The sequence below is a fragment of the Streptomyces sp. Act143 genome, assembly GCF_003143935.1.
Classification (GTDB): Bacteria; Actinomycetota; Actinomycetes; order Streptomycetales; family Streptomycetaceae; genus Streptomyces.
Window position 1 is genome coordinate 6,489,717 of record NZ_QFRX01000001.1, and the last position, 18,467, is coordinate 6,508,183.

Genomic DNA, 18,467 nt, shown 5'->3' on the forward strand with positions numbered 1-18,467 from the left:
CATGTCCGGAGACAGTGCCGCTTCGTCGCCCGGGCGGACCGGGGCCAGTGCGGGGCGGCCTGTCGGGCGGAGGCCTGCGGGCTCCCGCTGGGGGCGTTTCTTCGAGGGCGGGCTGCTCCAGGGCGGTGTCCAGGGCAGTCCGGTCCTGCGGTTGTTCATGCGCTGGGTACGGCGGCCGCTGCTGCCGGTCATGCGGTTGTGGCGGCGCAACATCCAGCTCAAGGTCGTCGCCACGACCCTGTTGATGTCCCTCGGTGTCGTTCTGCTGCTCGGGTTCGTCGTGATCGGGCAGGTGCGCAACGGCCTGCTGGACGCCAAGGTGAAGGCTTCGCAGAGCCAGGCCACCGGCGGTTTCGCATCGGCTCGGCAGAAGGCCGACACGGCGCCGAGCGCGAACCAGGAGGACGGCGCGGGCGCGGACGGGCGTGGCAGCCAGAACGTCAGCTCGTGGATGGGCGACCTGGTGGAGTCGCTCTCCAGCGGCGGCCAGGGCGCCTTCGACGTCGTCACCCTGCCTGCCGCGGGCGACGACAGCGGCGGGCGCGGGCCGCGCGCCTCGGGCGGCGTGGACGCCACCGCGAGCGTCCCCGAGGACCTGCGGGAACGCGTCGACAACGACAGCAGCATGGCGGCCCAGAAGTACACCCGCATCCAGTACACCGACGGCCACGAGTCGCAGCCGGCGCTGATCATCGGCAAGCAGGTCAACGACCCGAACGACGACCCGTACCAGCTCTACTACCTCTTCCCGCTCACCCAGGAGGAGAAGTCGCTGAGCCTGGTCAAGGGGACGCTGGCGACCGCCGGGCTCTTCGTCGTCGTTCTCCTCGGGGCCATCGCCTGGCTCGTGGTGCGGCAGGTCGTCACGCCGGTGCGGATGGCGGCCGGGATCGCCGAGCGGCTCTCCGCCGGGCGTCTGCAGGAACGTATGAAGGTCACCGGTGAGGACGACATCGCCCGCCTGGGTGAGGCCTTCAACAAGATGGCGCAGAACCTTCAGCTGAAGATCCAGCAGCTGGAGGACCTGTCGCGGATGCAGCGGCGGTTCGTGTCCGATGTGTCGCACGAGCTGCGGACGCCGCTGACGACCGTACGCATGGCCGCGGACGTCATCCATGACGCGCGCGAGGACTTCGACCCGGTGACCGCGCGGTCGGCGGAACTGCTCGCCGATCAGTTGGACCGGTTCGAGTCGCTGCTCGCCGACCTGCTGGAGATCAGCCGGTTCGACGCGGGCGCGGCGGCGCTGGAGGCGGAGCCGATCGATCTGCGGGAGGTCGTGCAGCGGGTCGTCAGCGGGGCGGCGCCGCTCGCGGAGCGCAAGGGCACGCGGATACAGGTGCTGGGCGACCAGCAGCCCGTTGTCGCCGAGGCCGACGCCCGGCGCGTGGAGCGGGTGCTGCGCAACCTGGTCGTCAACGCCGTCGAACACGGCGAGGGCAAGGACGTCGTCGTCAAGCTCGCGTCGGCGGGCGGGGCGGTCGCGGTCGCGGTGCGCGACTACGGCGTCGGGCTCAAGCCCGGCGAGGCCACGCGCGTGTTCAGCCGCTTCTGGCGGGCCGACCCGGCACGCGCGCGTACCACCGGCGGTACGGGTCTGGGGCTGTCCATCGCCCTGGAGGACGCGCGGCTGCACGGCGGCTGGCTGCAGGCCTGGGGTGAGCCGGGTGGCGGTTCGCAGTTCCGGCTGACGCTGCCGCGGACCGCGGACGAACCGCTCCGGGGCTCGCCGATACCGCTGGAGCCCAAGGACTCACGTCGTAACCGTGGACTTAATGACGCCGGATTGCCGCGCGGGGCGGGCGACGGGGAGAAGCGCGCCACCGTACCGGTGCAGCCGGCGGGCGAACGGACGCCCGCGCGGGCGCCGCTCGCGCCCCGGCTGAACGCCCAGCCCCCTACGGCCGACCCCACCGCGCTGCCGGGCAACGGCGCGCGCGTGGTGCCGCGGCCCGCCGGGGGCGCACGACCGGCGGACGACAGCGCGGGCGCCGCCGCGGGCGCGCCGGAGGCGGATGGGCGGCCGTCGGGTGGGCCTCAGGTGGATGCACCGCCGTCGGGTGGGGCGCAGGCGGATGCCGCATCGTCTGGCGGGGTGTCGTCGGGTGGGGCGCAGGGGGACGGCTCATCGGCTGATGGGGCATCGTCGGATGCGCCATCATCGGGCGCGTCATCGCCGGGTGCGTCGTCGTCGTGGGCCCGGAGCGTCGGGTCGGAGGATCGCAGCAAGCAAGGGGAGGGCAGCCGTGGGCGCTGACCGTGTGGGGGGCGGCCGACGGCGGAAAGCGGTGCGCACGGTGGCGTACGCCGTCTGCGGCGCCGTAGTGCTCGCGGGGTGCGCCTCGATGCCGGACAGCGGGGATCTGCGCGACGTGGAGTCCACGCCCCGGCAGGACACACAGGTGCGGGTCTTCGCGCTGCCGCCCCGGGAGAACGCCGGTGCCAGGGAGATCGTCTACGGCTTTCTTGAGGCGCTGACCAGCGACGATCCCCATTTCGAGACGGCGAAGAAGTATCTGACCAGCGACGCCGCGAAGGCGTGGCAGCCCGAGACGTCGCTCACGGTGCTGGAGGAGGGGCCGGGGGCGACCCCGGAGGGGGCGGTGAACGGCCAGGACACCCAGTCCGAGGCCTCGTTCCGGCTGTACGGCGAGAAGGTCGCCACCGTGGACGCGCAGCAGGCGTACGCGCCCGCCGCCGGCGACTACGACAAGGTGCTGCACCTCACCCGCGAGAAGAAGAGCCACCAGTGGCGCATCGACGCGCCGCCATCGGGCGTCGTCATGGGCAAGTCGGACTTCCTGCGCAACTACACGTCGGTCAACAAGTACTACTTCGCGTCGAACACCCCGTCCGCCGCGGGCGGGCAGCCGGTCGCCGTGGCCGACCCCGTGTACGTCCGCAAGAAGGTCGACCCGATGACGCAGACGGTACGGCTGCTGCTCGCGGGTCCGTCGCGCTGGCTGGACCAGGTCGTCAGGTCGAGCTTCCCCACGGGGACGCGGCTGAAGCTGGGCAAGGGCGTGACCTCGCTGACGCCCGACGAGCAGAACCGTCTGACGGTGCCGCTGAACGCCAAGGCGAACCGGGTCGGCGTGGGCAGGTGCCAGGAGATGGCCGCGCAACTCCTGTTCACGCTCCGGGATCTCACCCCCACGGGCGTGGACGAGATCGCGCTCCAGGGCTCCGACGGCGCGCAACTGTGCACGGCTCAGGCGAGCGACGCCGAGAACGCCGTGGTGCACGGTGTGGGCAGGAACGAGTACCAGTACTTCCTCGACGGCAAGCACCGGCTCGTGCGGCTCGCTAGTGAGAGCACCGGCACGGACGACGTCGCGCCGGTTCCGGGCGCGCTGGGCGAGGGTGCCAAGGAACTGCGGTCGGCCGCGGTGTCCCGGGACGAGAGGATGGCGGCCGGGGTCACGCTCGACGGCAGTGAGCTGTACGTCGGGTCGCTGGTGTCGGGCGCCTCGCTCGGCGAGCCGGTCCTGCACAGTGACGGCAAGACTCAGAACGACCGCTTCACCGCGCCCAGTTGGGACGGGGACGGCAACCTGTGGGTGGCGGACCGCGATCTCGACCGGCCTCGGCTGCTGTTCCTGAAGGGCGGAGCGGGCGAGCCGATCGAGGTCTCGACTCCGGGGCTCGACGGGCGTGTTGACGCGGTGCGGTTGGCCGCCGACGGGGTGCGGATCGCGCTCATCGTGGAGAAGGGCGGCAAGAAGTCCCTCTGCATCGGGCGCGTCGAGCGGGATGACAAGGCGGACGAGGGGTCCGTCTCGGTTGTCGAACTGCGCTCGGTCACACCGCAGTTGGAAGAGGTCACCGCCATGTCCTGGGCGGGGGACAGCCGTCTGGTGCTGGTGGGACGTGAGCTCGGCGGGGTGCAGCAGATGGCGTACGTCGAGGTCGACGGCTCCACGCCGGTGGGGTCGGCGCCCGCGGCGCTCACGGGAGTGAAGGCCCTCGCCGCGGCCGAGGACGAGAAGTTGCCGCTGGTGGCTTACTCGGACGAGGACGGCATCGTCCGGCTCTCGGCGGGGTCGAAGTGGCAGCAGGTGGTCAAGGACGGGACGGCGCCTGTCTATCCGGGGTAGTCGGGGGCGCGCGTTCGGATGGTCATGTCGCCGTTCCGGGACGGCCCGGGGGGCTGGTCGCAGGTCGCAGGTCGCCGCGGACCGGGGGCGCCGGGGCGGTATGCGGGTCGGTGTTGCGGTGGCTGCGCGTGTTCTGAGGCGTGCGGTGGTTGGGGTCTGACCTGCTTGTGCTTGCCGCGGCGAGTTGTCCACAGCGAGTTATCCACAGGGCTGGCCGGGGTGGGTGGGCCTTGGCACAGTGGTGGGCATGCGGGGGTGGTGGCGGGATCTCACGGAGCTGGTGCTGCCGGCCGACTGCGGAGGCTGCGGGAGGCCTCGCGCGGTGCTCTGTCCCAAGTGCCGTGGCGTCCTGAGCGGGCGCGCACCGTGCCGGGTGCGACCGGTGCCGGAACCGAGGGGGTTGCCGGCGGTGCATGCGGCGGCCCCCTATGCCGACGAGGTGCGGGCGGTGCTGCTGGCCCACAAGGAACGCGGTGCGCTGGCGCTCGCGACACCGCTGGGGGTGGCTCTGGCGGGGGCGGTGCGGGCAGGGCTTCGGGCGGCTCGGACGAGAGGGCAGGGGCTCTGGGCGGGGGCTGGGGCGGGCCTCGCCGGGGGCGACGACGGCGGCGAGGACCAGGGTGAGGGTGTGGCCGGGGCCGCGGTGAGGTCTGACAGCGGGAGGCAGGCCGGGGTGGTGGTGCGTGCGGCTGCGTCTGGGGAGGTGGGGCGGTCCGGGGGCGCGGATGGCGTCGGCCGGGTCTTGGCCCGGTCTGGCCATGGGGGTGGTCAAGGGCGGGGCGAAGGCGGGCCCGGGGGTGTTGCGGAGATGGCCGCCGGTGCTGCGGGGCGTGGGCTTGGGAGTGGCGTGGTGCTGCTCGTGCCTGTTCCGTCCTCGCGTACGGCGGTGGCGGCCCGAGGGCATGATCCGGCGCGGCGGATCGCGCTGGCGGCGGCTGCGGAGCTGCGGCGGGGCGGGGTGCCGGCGCGGGTGCTCGCGGTACTGCGGCAGCGGCGTGGTGTGGCCGACCAAGCGGGGCTCAACTCCCGGGAGCGGCTGGACAACCTCGCCGGCGCGCTCTCTGTGGTCCCCGGCGGTGGGCGGCTGCTGCTCGAGGGGGCGGTTGTGCTCGTTGACGACGTCATGACGACGGGGGCGTCCCTGGCGGAGGCTGCGCGGGCCGTGCGGGCGGCGATGGCTGAGGAGGGCCCCCGGCGCGGAGTCGAGGAGAGGGGCGTCGAGGCTCAGGGCTCGGAATGGGGCGGTGGGGGTCGTGTGGGAGAGGCGGGCAGTGGGCGGTCGGGTGTGGGGGAGGGGTCCGGGGGCGGGGGCGTTGAGGGGGTCGGGCGGGGCTGTGCGTATGGAGGGGCGGTGACGGCGGAGCCGATCGGGTGTGGAAGTGACGCCGGTGCCGTGTACGGGGCGGTGCGACGGGAAGGCACAGGGGGAACGAACGGCGGATCAGTGGAGGAGGGCGGGGGTGACCGGACCGGAGGGCCGGGAATGGTGGACGTGCGCCGAGGCGGAGGCGTCGGTGCCGTCGCCTGCGCGGCCGTGGTCGCGGCGTCGCCGGATGCTTTCGAAATAAACCGGAACTGACCGTGAACTTGCATCGTTGCAGGTAATGAGAGGACCAATTCACCTGAATGGAGGTATGCCGCGGTAGAGGGTGACGACATCCGTCCGGGCGAGATATGTTCGGTTGTGAGGAAAGGCGCAGGCCACACCTCTCATATCCGATTGCCGTGCTGCGGGTTTTTCACCATCACCCGCACTGGTGGAGTGGAGATCTCGCTCGCGGGGGAGGAGGTGGAAGTCACCGAGTCCGAGGTTCCGGGACTCACCGGAGCCTGGTGCAAAAGGGAGATGCTCCGCCGTTGAGCGGAGTGATCCGGGAACGGAGTTCTGCGTGGACATCGTCGTCAAGGGCCGCAAGACCGAGGTGCCCGAGCGGTTCCGCAAGCACGTGGCCGAGAAGCTGAAGCTGGAGAAGATCCAGAAGCTCGATGGCAAGGTGATCAGCCTCGACGTCGAGGTGTCCAAGGAGCCCAACCCCCGACAAGCCGACCGCTGCGACCGAGTGGAGATCACGCTCCGCTCCCGCGGTCCGGTGATCCGGGCGGAGGCCGCGGCAAGCGATCCGTACGCGGCGCTGGACCTGGCGGCGGAAAAGCTGGACGCCCGCCTGCGCAAGCAGCACGACAAGCGTTTCTCGCGGCGCGGCGCACGCCGGATTCCCGCCGCGGAGGTCGCCGACCACGTCCCGGGTGCGGCCACGCTCAACGGCAACGGCCACCCCGTCCACGAGGAAGAGACGGACGGCGTCCCCACCAAGAAGATCGGCTCGCTGGAAGTGAAGGGCGAAGGCCCCCTCATCGTCCGCGAGAAGACCCACGTCGCCTCCCCGATGACCCTCGACCAGGCTCTGTACGAGATGGAGCTGGTCGGGCACGACTTCTATCTGTTCGTCGACTCCGAGACCAAGGAACCGAGTGTCGTGTACCGGCGACACGCCTACGACTACGGCGTCATCCACCTCAGCACGGACCCGATGGTCGCCCAGGCGCAGCCTCCCGCGGCCGGGGGCACGTTGGGTGGCTGACCGCCCGGCTGACGGCTGAGCCGGTGCCCCTGGAGCGCGTGTGCGCCCCCAGGGGCACCGGTGTGCGACCGCTTCACGCCCCGCTCGGTCACCGCGGTGTCGTCCGGGCATGAAATCATGGCCGCACCGGCCCAACCGCTGGGCCGTTGCCTTGGGTTGGCGATGGCACAGGACCAGCCACAGCCTTCAGGGGGAGGAACGATGGCGGACAGCTTCGGACCGATGCATGACGGAGATGTCGGCGACGGCGTCACCGACATGGGCCCGGACACGGGCTCACCACGCAAGGAGCCGATCCGTGTCCTGGTCGTGGACGACCACGCCCTCTTCCGGCGAGGACTGGAGATCGTGCTCGCGGCCGAGGAGGACATCCAGGTCGTGGGTGAGGCGGGCGACGGCGCCGAGGCCGTCGACAAGGCCGCCGACCTGCTGCCCGACATCGTCCTGATGGACGTACGCATGCCCAGGCGGGGCGGTATCGAGGCCTGCACCTCCATCAAGGAGGTCGCGCCCAGCGCGAAGATCATCATGTTGACGATCAGCGACGAGGAGGCCGACCTCTACGAGGCGATCAAGGCCGGCGCGACCGGCTATCTCCTCAAGGAGATCTCCACGGACGAGGTGGCCACCGCCATTCGCGCGGTCGCCGACGGGCAGTCGCAGATCAGCCCCTCCATGGCGTCGAAGCTGCTCACCGAGTTCAAGTCGATGATCCAGCGGACGGATGAGCGCCGTCTCGTGCCTGCGCCGCGGCTCACCGACCGTGAGCTGGAAGTGCTCAAACTCGTCGCCACCGGAATGAACAACCGCGATATCGCCAAGGAGTTGTTCATCTCCGAGAACACCGTGAAGAACCACGTGCGCAACATCCTGGAGAAGCTTCAGCTGCACTCCAGGATGGAGGCCGTCGTCTATGCGATGCGGGAGAAGATCCTAGAGATCCGCTAGTGCCTTGGTGAGGGCCGCGCGCAGTTCGGGCGCGTCCACCCGCTCCACGCGTACGTCCGTGCAGTCCACCCAGCTCGCCGCCTCGGCCAGCGCCTGGGCGACCGCCGGAACCGCCTTCGGGCCGTCCAGGGTGACCTGCCGGGCCACCAGGGTGCGGCCCTCCCGCGCGGGGTCCACGCGGCCGACGAGACGGCCGCCGGCCAGGACCGGCATCGCGAAGTAGCCGTACACCCGCTTCGGCTTGGGGACGTAGGCCTCCAGGCGGTGGGTGAAGCCGAAGATCCGCTCCGTGCGCGCGCGTTCCCAGATCAGGGAGTCGAACGGCGACAGCAGCGTCGTACGGTGGCGGCCGCGCGGCGGTGTTTCCAGGGCCGCCGGGTCGGCCCAGGCCGGCTTGCCCCAGCCCTCGACCGTGACCGGCACCAGGCCCGAGTCGGCGATCACCGCGTCCACCTGCTCGGCCTTGAGGCGGTGGTAGTCGGCGATGTCCGCGCGCGTGCCGACCCCCAGTGACTGGCCGGCCAGCCGGACCAGGCGGCGCAGGCACTCGGCGTCGTCCAGCTCGTCGTGCAGCAGCGCGGCCGGGACGGCGCGCTCCGCCAGGTCGTACACCCGCTTCCAGCCGCGCCGTTCCACACAGACGACCTCGCCGTACATCAGGGCCCGTTCCACGGCGACCTTGGTGCCCGACCAGTCCCACCACTCGCTGGTCCTCTTCGCGCCGCCCAGCTCCGTGGCCGTGAGCGGGCCCTCTGCGCGGAGCTGCTTGATGACCTGGTCGTAGGTGCCCTCGGGGAGGTCGTGGTTCCAGTGCGGGCGGTCGCGGTAGGCGCGGCGGCGGAAGGCGAAGTGCGGCCACTCCTCGATGGGGAGGATGCAGGCGGCGTGCGACCAGTACTCGAAGGCGTGGGTGTCGGTCCAGTAGGCGTTCTCGACGGTCTTGCGGCCGACCGCTCCCAGGCGGGCGTACGGGATGAGTTCATGGGAGCGGGCGAGGACCGAGATGGTGTCGAGCTGGACCGCGCCGAGGTGGCGCAGGACGCCGCGGACGCCGGCCCGGCGGTCGGGGGTGCCGAGGAAGCCCTGGGCGCGCAGGGCGATGCGGCGGGCTTCGTCGGCGGTCAGTTCGGTCGAGGGACGCGGGGTCGTCATGATGCGGACGATAGGCGGTGGCACTGACAACGGGAGATGAGCTGCGCCGTCACTGCGGCCGCTCGGCACGCGCCGGCAGATACGGGGCCGTCGACGGCAGCCCCAGGTCCGACGGGAGCAGGGAACCCACCCAGCAGTCGCGGCGTACGCCCTGGTGGACGATCCCGGAGCGCAGGACGCCCTCGACGGTGAAGCCACAGCGCTCCGCCACCGCGCGCGAGGGGAGGTTTCCGACCTCCGCGCGCCATTCCACACGGTCGATCGACAGCTGGGTGAAGGCCCAGCGGGCGGCGGTGAGGACGGCCTCGGTGACGTAGCCGTTGCCGCGGTGCTGCTTGGTGCCCCAGAAACCGACCTCCGCCGCGCTCATGGAGCGCATGGACAGCCCGAGCATGCCGACCAGTTCCTCCCCTTCGGGGAGGAAGAGGCCCCACGTGAACGAGGAGCCGTTCGCCCAGCCGTCGGGGACGAGTTGGTCCGTGAAGCTCTCGGCGTGCTCGCGCAGGTAGGGCGAGGGGATCGTGGTCCAGCGCTGGATGTCGGGGTCCTGGGCGGCCTCGTACACGGTGTCGGTGTCCGGCGGGCCGACCGTGCGCATCAGCAGGCGGCCGGTGGTGAGGGTGACGGGTTCCATCGGCCGATTCTGCTCGGGGATTCACGACGAGCGCCATCTTTTTGCGGTGTGTGAGCGGGCGATCACTTTTCGCGCAATTCGTCGGTGCGACGCGGCACCATCCGCGACCCCCGGCCGTTGTGCCTTTGACGGAGATTTGAAGCAGCGGACGGTCGGCGTCCCCGGCAGGCTCCCGGCGTGGCCATGTCCTCGCTTACGATGGCCGTTGCTCAGTCAAGTCAAATGGAAACCGACCGTCCCAGGCCCGACCGGCAAGGAGACCAACCCCCGTGTCCGTCCTCTCGAAGATCATGCGTGCAGGCGAAGGCAAGATCCTGCGCAAGCTGCACCGCATCGCGGACCAGGTCAACTCCATCGAAGAGGACTTCGTCGACCTCTCCGACGCCGAGCTGCGAGCCCTGACCGATGAGTACAAGCAGCGGTACCAGGACGGCGAGAGCCTGGACGACCTGCTCCCCGAGGCGTTCGCCACCGTGCGCGAGGCCGCCAAGCGCGTCCTCGGCCAGCGCCACTACGACGTACAGATCATGGGTGGCGCCGCCCTCCACCTCGGCTACGTCGCCGAGATGAAGACCGGTGAGGGCAAGACCCTCGTCGGCACCCTGCCCGCGTATCTCAACGCGCTGTCCGGCAAGGGCGTCCACCTCATCACGGTCAACGACTACCTGGCCGAGCGCGACTCCGAGATGATGGGCCGCGTCCACAAGTTCCTGGGCCTGGAAGTCGGTTGCATCCTCGCCAACATGACGCCCGCCCAGCGCCGCGAGCAGTACGCCTGCGACATCACGTACGGCACGAACAACGAGTTCGGCTTCGACTACCTGCGCGACAACATGGCGTGGTCCAAGGACGAGCTCGTCCAGCGCGGCCACAACTTCGCCATCGTCGACGAGGTCGACTCCATCCTGGTCGACGAGGCCCGTACGCCGCTGATCATCTCCGGCCCGGCCGACCAGGCCACCAAGTGGTACGGCGACTTCGCCAAGCTGGTCACCCGCCTGAAGAAGGGCGAGGCCGGCAACCCGCTCAAGGGCATCGAGGAGACCGGCGACTACGAGGTCGACGAGAAGAAGCGCACGGTCGCCATCCACGAGGCCGGTGTCGCCAAGGTCGAGGACTGGCTGGGCATCGACAACCTCTACGAGTCGGTGAACACGCCTCTGGTGGGCTACCTCAACAACGCCATCAAGGCGAAGGAGCTCTTCAAGAAGGACAAGGACTACGTCGTCATGGACGGCGAAGTCATGATCGTCGACGAGCACACCGGCCGTATCCTCGCCGGCCGCCGCTACAACGAGGGCATGCACCAGGCGATCGAGGCGAAGGAAGGGGTGGACATCAAGGACGAGAACCAGACCCTCGCCACGATCACCCTGCAGAACTTCTTCCGCCTCTACAAGCGCCAGGACCACGACGGCAAGGAACAGCCGGGCCTGTGCGGCATGACCGGTACGGCCATGACCGAGGCCGCCGAGTTCCACCAGATCTACAAGCTCGGCGTCGTCCCGATCCCGACCAACAAGCCGATGATCCGCAAGGACCAGTCGGACCTGATCTACCGCACCGAGGTCGCGAAGTTCGAGGCGGTCGTCGACGACATCGTCGAGAAGCACGAGAAGGGCCAGCCGATCCTCGTCGGCACGACGTCGGTCGAGAAGTCCGAGTACCTCTCGCAGCAGCTCAGCAAGCGCGGCGTCCAGCACGAGGTGCTCAACGCCAAGCAGCACGACCGAGAGGCGATCATCGTCGCCCAGGCCGGCCGCAAGGGCGCCGTCACCGTGGCCACCAACATGGCCGGCCGTGGTACCGACATCAAGCTCGGCGGCAACCCCGAGGACCTCGCCGAGGCGGAGCTGCGCCAGCGCGGCCTCGACCCCGAGGAGCACATCGAGGAGTGGGCGCAGGCTCTGCCGGCCGCCCTGGAGCGTGCCGAGCTCGCCGTGAAGGCCGAGAAGGAAGAGGTCGAGGACCTCGGCGGCCTCTACGTGCTGGGTACCGAGCGGCACGAGTCGCGTCGTATCGACAACCAGCTGCGCGGTCGTTCCGGCCGTCAGGGCGACCCCGGCGAGTCCCGCTTCTACCTGTCCCTCGGCGATGACCTGATGCGCCTGTTCAAGGCCCAGATGGTCGAGCGCGTGATGTCCATGGCGAACGTCCCGGACGACGTGCCGATCGAGAACAAGATGGTCACGCGCGCGATCGCGTCCGCGCAGTCGCAGGTCGAGCAGCAGAACTTCGAGACCCGCAAGAACGTCCTGAAGTACGACGAGGTCCTCAACCGCCAGCGCGAGGTCATCTACGGCGAGCGCCGCCGCGTCCTGGAGGGCGAGGACCTGCACGAGCAGGTCCAGCACTTCATGGACGACACCATCGACGCCTACATCGCCGCCGAGACCGCCGAGGGCTTCGCCGAGGACTGGGACCTCGACCGGCTGTGGGGCGCCTTCAAGCAGCTCTACCCGGTGAAGATCACCGTCGAGGAGCTGGAGGACGCGGCGGGCGACCGCGCGGGTCTCACCGCCGAGTACATCTCCGAGTCCATCAAGGACGACATCCACGAGCAGTACGAGGCGCGTGAGGCGCAGCTCGGCTCCGAGATCATGCGTGAGCTGGAGCGCCGGGTCGTGCTGTCGGTCCTGGACCGCAAGTGGCGTGAGCACCTCTACGAGATGGACTACCTCCAGGAGGGCATCGGCCTGCGCGCGATGGCGCAGAAGGACCCCCTGGTCGAGTACCAGCGCGAGGGCTTCGACATGTTCACCGCCATGATGGAGGGCATCAAGGAGGAGTCCGTCGGCTACCTGTTCAACCTGGAGGTCCAGGTCGAGCAGCAGGTCGAGGAGGTCCCGGTCGAGGACGAGAAGCCGTCCCTGGACAAGCAGGACGCGGTGCCGGCGCAGGCGGGCGCCCGCCCGGAGATCCGCGCCAAGGGTCTCGACGTCCCGCAGCGCCGGGACCTGCACTTCTCCGCGCCCACCGTGGACGGCGAGGGCGGTGTCGTCGAGGGCGAGTTCGCCGACGACGAGCCGGTGCGCTCCGAGGCGGACGGCCTCACGCGCGCGGAGCGTCGCAAGCAGTCGCGTGGTGGGCGTCGTCGTAAGAAGTGACGGTGCCTGTGGCGCTGTAGCGGTGTGAAGAGCCGGGTCACCTGGGGTGACCCGGCCCTTCGGCGTACAGGGGGCTGTCGATGGCGGCGGGAGGCAGCGGGAGAGAGGGCCCGCGTGGGCGTCCGGGCTACTTCGCGGCGCGGTCGTAGGCCGACTTCGCCCAGCGGTGGCCGAGGACCGCCAGGACGAGGCACCAGGCGAGGGCGAGCCAGCCGTTGTGGCCGATCTCGGTGCCGAGGAGGAGGCCGCGCAGGGTTTCGATGGCCGGGGTGAACGGCTGGTACTCGGCGACCGGCTGGAACCAGCCCGGCATCGCGTCGACCGGCACGAAGGTGCTGGAGATCAGCGGCAGGAAGATCAGCGGCATGGCGTTGTTGGAGGCGGCCTCGGCGTTGGGGCTGACCAGGCCCATGCCGACCGCGATCCAGGTCAGCGCCAGGGCGAAGAGCGTGAGGAGCCCGAAGGCGGCGAGCCATTCCAGGACGGTGGCGTCGGTGGAGCGGAAGCCGATGGCCACGCCGACGGCGCCGACCAGGAGCACGCTCAGCACGCACTGCAGGACGCTGCCGACGACGTGTCCGACGAGGACCGAGCCGCGGTGGATGGCCATGGTGCGGAAGCGGGCGATGATGCCTTCGGTCATGTCCATCGCGACGGACACCGCGGTCCCGATCGTGGTCCCGCCGATGGTCATCAGCAGCAGACCGGGGACGACGTAGGCGACGTAGGCGGAGCGGTCGGCGCTGCCGCCGATGCCGGCGCTCATGACGTCACCGAAGACGTAGACGAACAGCAGCAACAGCATGACCGGGGTGAGCAGCAGGTTCAGGGTCATGGAGGGGTAGCGGCGTACGTGCAGCAGGTTGCGCCGCACCATCGTGGACGAGTCGCGCAGGGCGAGGGTGAGGGAGCTCATCGGACAGCCTCCGTCGGCTGGTCGGTGTCACCGGTGAGGGCGAAGAAGACGTCGTCGAGGTCGGGGGTGTGGACGGTCAGTTCGTCGGCCTGGATGTCTGCGGCCTCCAGCCAGTCCAGTACGGCGCGTAGTTCGCGTTGGCTGCCGTCGCTGGGGACGCGCAGGGCGAGGGCGTCGTCGTCGCGGGAGGCGCCGGTGAGGGCGGTGGCGGCGGTCTGGTAGACGGCGGGGTCGGTGAAGCGGAGGCGGATGTGCCCGCCGGGGACGAGGCGCTTGAGTTCGTCGGCGCTGCCTTCGGCGGCGATCTTGCCGTTGTGCAGGACGGCGATGCGGTCGGCGAGTTCGTCGGCCTCTTCGAGGTACTGGGTGGTGAGGAAGACCGTGGCGCCGTCGGCGACGAGTTCGCGGATGATGCCCCACATGGTGTGGCGGGAGCGGGGGTCGAGCCCGGTGGTGGGCTCGTCGAGGAAGATGATGGACGGGTCGCCGACGAGGGTCATGGCGATGTCGAGGCGGCGTTTCATGCCGCCGGAGTAGGTGGAGGCGGGCTTCCTGGCGGCTTCGGTGAGATCGAACCGCTCCAGCAACTCGGCGGTCGTACGCCGCCCTTCGGCCTTGGGCAGGTGGTGCAGGTCGGCCATGAGGAGCATGTTCTCCTCGCCGGTGATCAGGCCGTCGACGGCGGAGAACTGACCGGTGACCCCGATGGCGGCGCGTACGGCCTGGGGATCGGCGGTGAGGTCATGGCCGGCGATCTGTGCCTGGCCGCCGTCGGCGGTGATGAGGGTGGAGAGGATCTTGACCGCGGTGGTCTTGCCGGCGCCGTTCGCGCCGAGCAGGGCGAAGACCGAGCCCGCCGGGATGCGCAGGTCGATGCCGTCGAGGACGACCTTGTCGCCGTAGGACTTGCGCAGACCGAGGGCGGAGACGGCGGTCGCGGAGGACGGATCACCGCCCCTTCGGTTGGACGTGGGCATGACAGATGAAGGCATGGCGCTCTCCGATCGGAGGCTGAAGGCGGTGGTGGGGGAAGGCGGGGAGCGGTGGCCCCCGCGGGGGCCGGTGCTCAGCTCTTGGTGCGGCGGACGTCGATGTTGCCGTAGCGGGTACGGGCGTGGACCTCGACGGTGTCCTCGGTCCCGTCGGGGGAGCCGGTGGCGGTGAGCGCGTTGCGGACCTGGCCCTTGGCCGAGCTGAGGTCCAGCCAGGCGGCCGTGCCCGAGCGGATGCCGATGTCGATGGCGCCGTAGTCGGTCTCCAGGCGCACGGCGCCGCGGACCACGTCGGCGACCCGCAGGGTGCCGTGGGCGGTGGTCGCGGTGACCGAGCCCTCGGCGCGCTCGATGTCGATCGGGCCGTTGGCGCCGCTCACCTGAAGGTCGCCGGTCGCGGCGCCGACGGTCGTGCTGCCGTGGGAGTTCTTGAGGACGGCCGGACCGTCCAGCAGGCCGGCGCGGATGCTGCCGGAGCTGCTGGTGATCTCGGCCGGGCCCTCGACGCGGTCCACGATGATCGAGCCGTGCGACACGGACAGGCGCAGCGGTCCCGTCGTGTCGAGCCGGACGTCGCCGACCGACGTCTTCACACGGACCTCGCCGAGCCGGCCCTCGCTGATCACATGGGCCACGGAGCCGTCCGTGTCGATGTGCGAGCCGGTGGGCAGCGCGACCGTCACGTCGACGACGCCGCTGGGGCCGATCATGCGGCGTTCCTTCGTCCGGATGCCGAGGACCCCGTTCGCATAGCCGACCTCGGTCTGCTCGGCGGCCCGGACGTCCTTGTCCCGCTTCGGGTCGGCGGGCCGGACCTCGACGACGGTGTCCGTGCGGTCGCTCGCGACGAACTGGATGGAGCCGGCGCCGATGTGCGCGGCGACCGAGATCGCTTCGGGAGTGTCGTAAGAAGGCATGGCTGTCCCGTCCTCTTGGGTCGGTGGGGCGTCCCCGCTGGTGGGGCGGGGTGTGGGTGTCGTGGTGTGAGCGGCCTGGAGTGGCCGTGTGGCGTGGGGTGCGGCCGGCGCTAGCGCGCCCAGCCCGTGAAGCTCTGCCCGACGGTTCGGCTCGTCTGTGGCGCCTTCGGTGCGGTGCCGCCCTCGACGGCGGCCGACACGGCCCGTACCAGCCACGCGTTGACCGACAGTCCCTCGCGGTTCGCGGCCTCTTCGGCGCGGGCCTTGAGGTGGGCGGGCAGCCGCAGGTTCACGCGGGCGGTGCCGCCCTCGTCGCCGTCGGCCGGAGCGGGCGCCTGGGCGGGGGCCTGGAACGGTTCGACGACGGGGGTGTCGGCGTGGCTGGGCGGCGGTGTCACCACGAAGTCGGGGTCGAGGCCGCGCAGCCGTACGTCGACCGAGCCGGGGGCGAGTTCGCGGGTGATCTCGTCCATGGCGGCGGAGAGCACGTTGAGCATGGTCAGCCGGGTCGCCGACTCCAGGGGGGCGGTCAGCCGTTCGGCCAGCTCGCGGGCTTCGTCGCCGCCGGCTTCGGCGGCCACCGCGAGTTCGCGGCGGAGAGTGTCGACGTACGGGGTGAGGTCCATGACGCCATCATGGCACCACTATGGCGCTATGCGCAAGCCTGAATGGCGCTGAGGGATGCCGGAGTGGTGTCGCGCTGGCTGGCTGATGCCCTGACCTGCGGGAATGTGCTGGGCGCGAGTGGGTCCACTGTGGCGCCACACCGAACCGCCGAATTGCGGTGGCACGGAATGGCGTCGCTTGGCGCATCGTGGTGCCACCTGGTGCCACTCGGTGTCATGTGGTGCCATCCGGTGACGTCTGCGGCCCTCAGTCGTCGTTCGCGCGGCGATCGCGGGACCCGCCCAGCTCCACGGCGGTGCAGCGCCAGCGCCGGTCCCGGCCCTGCTCCACGCGGAAGGCCATGGCGCGCAGCTGGTCGCCGGCGCCGATGCGGGCGAAGGCCTCGAAAGCGCCGGGGCGAGGGGCGTAGTAGCCGATGTCGCGGACGGTCGGACGGGTGCCTCGGGCGCGGAGGGGGCCGCGTTCGGCTAGGTCGGCGAGTTCGTCGTAGGCGCGGCCGACGGCGTGCCGGAGCATCGAGTGCACCGGGCGCTGGCCGCTGAGCACCAGGACGAGGAGTTCGGCGATGTGGTCGGTGGGGTGGAGCTGGGCTGCGGGCCGAGGCGGGCGGGAGGGGGCCGCCGTGACGGAGGCGGCGGTGGAGGCGGAGGTGGCGCGGGGCGTTCCGCCCGCCGGTGTGCGGGGCGGGGTGCCGCCGGGACGACGGGAGTCGCGGCGCCCCGGCGGACGGGTGCCGGGACGGAGCTGCGACCTGGTCATGACCTTGTTCATGGGAACCCCGTTCGCCGGGCCCGGAAATGTACCGGGCGGTAACTTGGTGGTTGGGGATCTTGTACGGGGACGAGGGCGACGGCGGCAAGGAAGGGCGGGGGCCGGTTCGGGGTGCCGGAATGTTCGCTTATCCGGGTGATCGGAGGCGGTGGAAGCCCGTGGCGACGGGGGTGCGGCGGGTGAATCTCCGGACGTGGGTGGACGCCTCCGGGCCTCCGGGCGGGGACTCGAAAGGGGACGCCCGCACGTATCCTGAAGGCCCTTCGGGAGGCCGTCACCACCCTGCCGGGAGCCTTCCGCGGAGCCTCGTCCACGCTCTCCGACCACGAAAGCGGCAACCATGCGCGTCTACGTCCCCCTGACCCTCTCCGGTCTCGCCGAGGCGTACAAGACGGGCGAGGTGGGCCCCGACCCGCTCGTCGCCTACGCCGTGACGCCCGCGCTGCGCGAGTGGTACGTGTCCGACGACATCGAGGAGCTGGAGTACGCGGCGCTGAACCGGGCCGCACTCGCCTCGCTGCGGCTGCTGGCCGCCGACCCCGACGCGGCACGCCGCCGGGTCGTGGTGGCGGTCGACGTGCCCGACGGCGCGGCGGTCGCCGACCCCGACCGCGGGCTCGATCCGGCGGCGCTCGGCGAGGTCCGGGTCGCCGGGGGCGTGGCGCTGGCCAAGGCGGCGGCGGTGCATGCCGACGCGAGCGATGCCGAGGCGGACGTGGCCGCGGGGGCGGAGGCGCTGGCGGCGGCGGACGCCGGTGACGGCGACGCGCAGTTCGTCGTGGACGGGACCGAGGACCACGAGCTGCTCTGGTACGCCACGCAGGAGATTCCCCACCTGGTGGGGTTGGGCGACTGACGGCTGTGCCCGCCTGACCTGCGGCTCTCATGATTGTCAGTGGGGGCGGGTAAGTTTTCGGCATGGGGATGCACAGGGGTGCGCACATCGTCTGGGACTGGAACGGGACGCTGTTCCACGACAATGACGCGATCATCGGGGCGACGAACGCGGCGTTCGCCGAGCTGGGGCTCGCGCCGATCACGATGGAGCAGTACCGGGCGTTGTACTGCGTACCGGTGCCGAAGTTCTACGAGCGGTTGATGGGGCGGCTGCCCACCGAGGCCGAGTGGCTGGTCATGGACGAGACCTTCCACCGGTACTACACCGAGCACCGGGTGGGGTGCGGGCTCGCCGCGGGGGCGGCGGAGCTGCTCGCGGGGTGGCGGTCGGCGGGGCGCAGCCAGTCGATCCTCAGCATGTACGGGCATGACGAGCTGGTTCCGTTGGTGCGGGGGTTCGGGATCGAGGCGCACTTCGTCCGGGTGGACGGGCGGGTCGGGCCGTCCGGGGGGAGCAAGGCGGAGCACATGGAGCGGCATGTCGCCGCGCTCGTGGGGGTCGATCCCGGGCACACGGTGGTGATCGGGGACGCCGCCGACGACGCGGTGGCGGCGATGCACGTGGGCGCGCGGGCCGTGCTGTACACCGGTGGGTCGCACAGCCGGGCGAGCCTGGAGGAAGTGGGGGTGCCGGTGGTGGACACGCTGGCCGAGGCGGTCGCGGTGGCGGAGCGAATAGCCGCGTAGACGAAGGGCCGCGCAAGCGAAGGGCGCGCAAGCCGAGAGCCGCGCAAGCCAAGAGCCGCGTAGACGAAGGGCCGCGCAAGCGAAGGGCGCGCAAGCCGGGAGCCGCGTAGGAGAAGGGCCGCGTAAGCGAACAGCCGCGC

At 70.8% G+C, this 18,467-nt stretch carries 14 protein-coding genes and 1 pseudogene; 8 read left to right on the top strand and 7 right to left on the bottom strand.

Translation table 11 applies throughout. The features are described from left to right. Position 1 precedes the first annotated feature (1 nt). The 5 genes and pseudogenes from mtrB (at position 2) to DI272_RS29760 (ending at position 7,627) form a co-directional block, all read left to right on the top strand. On the top strand, positions 2-2,257 hold the full coding sequence (gene mtrB / locus DI272_RS29740) for an MtrAB system histidine kinase MtrB (RefSeq protein ID WP_109498285.1): 2,256 nt from the start codon (positions 2-4) through the stop codon (positions 2,255-2,257). Next, positions 2,247-4,097 carry an LpqB family beta-propeller domain-containing protein gene (locus DI272_RS29745; RefSeq protein ID WP_109498286.1) on the top strand — a complete coding sequence of 617 codons (1,851 nt, stop codon included), beginning with the start codon at positions 2,247-2,249 and terminating at the stop codon, positions 4,095-4,097. Before mtrB ends, DI272_RS29745 begins: the two co-directional genes overlap by 11 nt. Before the next feature lie 247 nt (positions 4,098-4,344). Continuing rightward, positions 4,345-4,641, top strand: a pseudogene (locus DI272_RS46270) (ComF family protein); the annotation flags it as partial. Positions 4,642-5,986: 1,345 nt separating this feature from the next. Then, complete coding sequence (gene hpf, locus DI272_RS29755) at positions 5,987-6,679, top strand: ribosome hibernation-promoting factor, HPF/YfiA family (protein WP_109498288.1); 693 nt, start codon at positions 5,987-5,989, stop codon at positions 6,677-6,679. A 201-nt stretch (positions 6,680-6,880) separates the two neighbouring features. After that, positions 6,881-7,627 (top strand): response regulator transcription factor, encoded by a 747-nt coding sequence (locus tag DI272_RS29760; protein WP_109498289.1) that lies wholly within the window; start codon positions 6,881-6,883, stop codon positions 7,625-7,627. Here DI272_RS29760 and DI272_RS29765 read toward each other — a convergent pair. Both DI272_RS29765 and DI272_RS29770 read right to left on the bottom strand, forming a co-directional pair. Beyond that, positions 7,613-8,779, bottom strand: coding sequence for a winged helix-turn-helix domain-containing protein (locus DI272_RS29765; protein ID WP_181387352.1), 1,167 nt, complete (start codon positions 8,777-8,779; stop codon positions 7,613-7,615). The genes DI272_RS29760 and DI272_RS29765 overlap by 15 nt on opposite strands. Positions 8,780-8,828: 49 nt before the next feature. Beyond that, the gene (locus DI272_RS29770) at positions 8,829-9,413 is read right to left on the bottom strand and encodes a GNAT family N-acetyltransferase (RefSeq protein ID WP_109498290.1); all 585 of its coding nucleotides are present in this window, start codon (positions 9,411-9,413) and stop codon (positions 8,829-8,831) included. Between the two features lie 269 nt (positions 9,414-9,682). On the opposite strand from DI272_RS29770, the gene secA reads away from it, so the two are divergent. Then, entirely contained in the window at positions 9,683-12,520 is a 2,838-nt protein-coding gene (gene secA / locus DI272_RS29775; RefSeq protein ID WP_109498291.1) for a preprotein translocase subunit SecA, read from the top strand. A 127-nt stretch (positions 12,521-12,647) separates the two neighbouring features. On the opposite strand, the gene DI272_RS29780 is transcribed toward secA, so the two are convergent. From DI272_RS29780 to DI272_RS29800, 5 genes are all read right to left on the bottom strand, one after another. Next, positions 12,648-13,436, bottom strand: coding sequence for an ABC transporter permease (locus DI272_RS29780; RefSeq protein ID WP_109498292.1), 789 nt, complete (start codon positions 13,434-13,436; stop codon positions 12,648-12,650). Next, positions 13,433-14,413 carry an ATP-binding cassette domain-containing protein gene (locus DI272_RS29785; RefSeq protein ID WP_109498293.1) on the bottom strand — a complete coding sequence of 327 codons (981 nt, stop codon included), beginning with the start codon at positions 14,411-14,413 and terminating at the stop codon, positions 13,433-13,435. The genes DI272_RS29780 and DI272_RS29785 overlap by 4 nt, the downstream gene beginning before the upstream one ends. Before the next feature lie 89 nt (positions 14,414-14,502). Continuing rightward, positions 14,503-15,345, bottom strand: a complete 843-nt coding sequence (locus DI272_RS29790) for a DUF4097 family beta strand repeat-containing protein (protein WP_109498294.1) — start codon at positions 15,343-15,345, stop codon at positions 14,503-14,505. Between the two features lie 110 nt (positions 15,346-15,455). After that, complete coding sequence (locus tag DI272_RS29795; RefSeq protein WP_109498295.1) at positions 15,456-15,971, bottom strand: toxin-antitoxin system HicB family antitoxin; 516 nt, start codon at positions 15,969-15,971, stop codon at positions 15,456-15,458. Positions 15,972-16,218: 247 nt separating this feature from the next. After that, positions 16,219-16,743, bottom strand: a complete 525-nt coding sequence (locus DI272_RS29800) for an Rv3235 family protein (RefSeq protein ID WP_109498296.1) — start codon at positions 16,741-16,743, stop codon at positions 16,219-16,221. 340 nt (positions 16,744-17,083) lie between these two features. Between DI272_RS29800 and DI272_RS29805 the strand changes: the two genes are divergently transcribed. Both DI272_RS29805 and DI272_RS29810 read left to right on the top strand, forming a co-directional pair. Then, positions 17,084-17,599, top strand: a complete 516-nt coding sequence (locus DI272_RS29805) for a DUF6912 family protein (protein WP_109498297.1) — start codon at positions 17,084-17,086, stop codon at positions 17,597-17,599. A gap of 62 nt (positions 17,600-17,661) precedes the next feature. Beyond that, positions 17,662-18,327 carry an HAD family hydrolase gene (locus DI272_RS29810; RefSeq protein ID WP_109498298.1) on the top strand — a complete coding sequence of 222 codons (666 nt, stop codon included), beginning with the start codon at positions 17,662-17,664 and terminating at the stop codon, positions 18,325-18,327. The last annotated feature ends 140 nt before the right edge of the window (positions 18,328-18,467 follow it).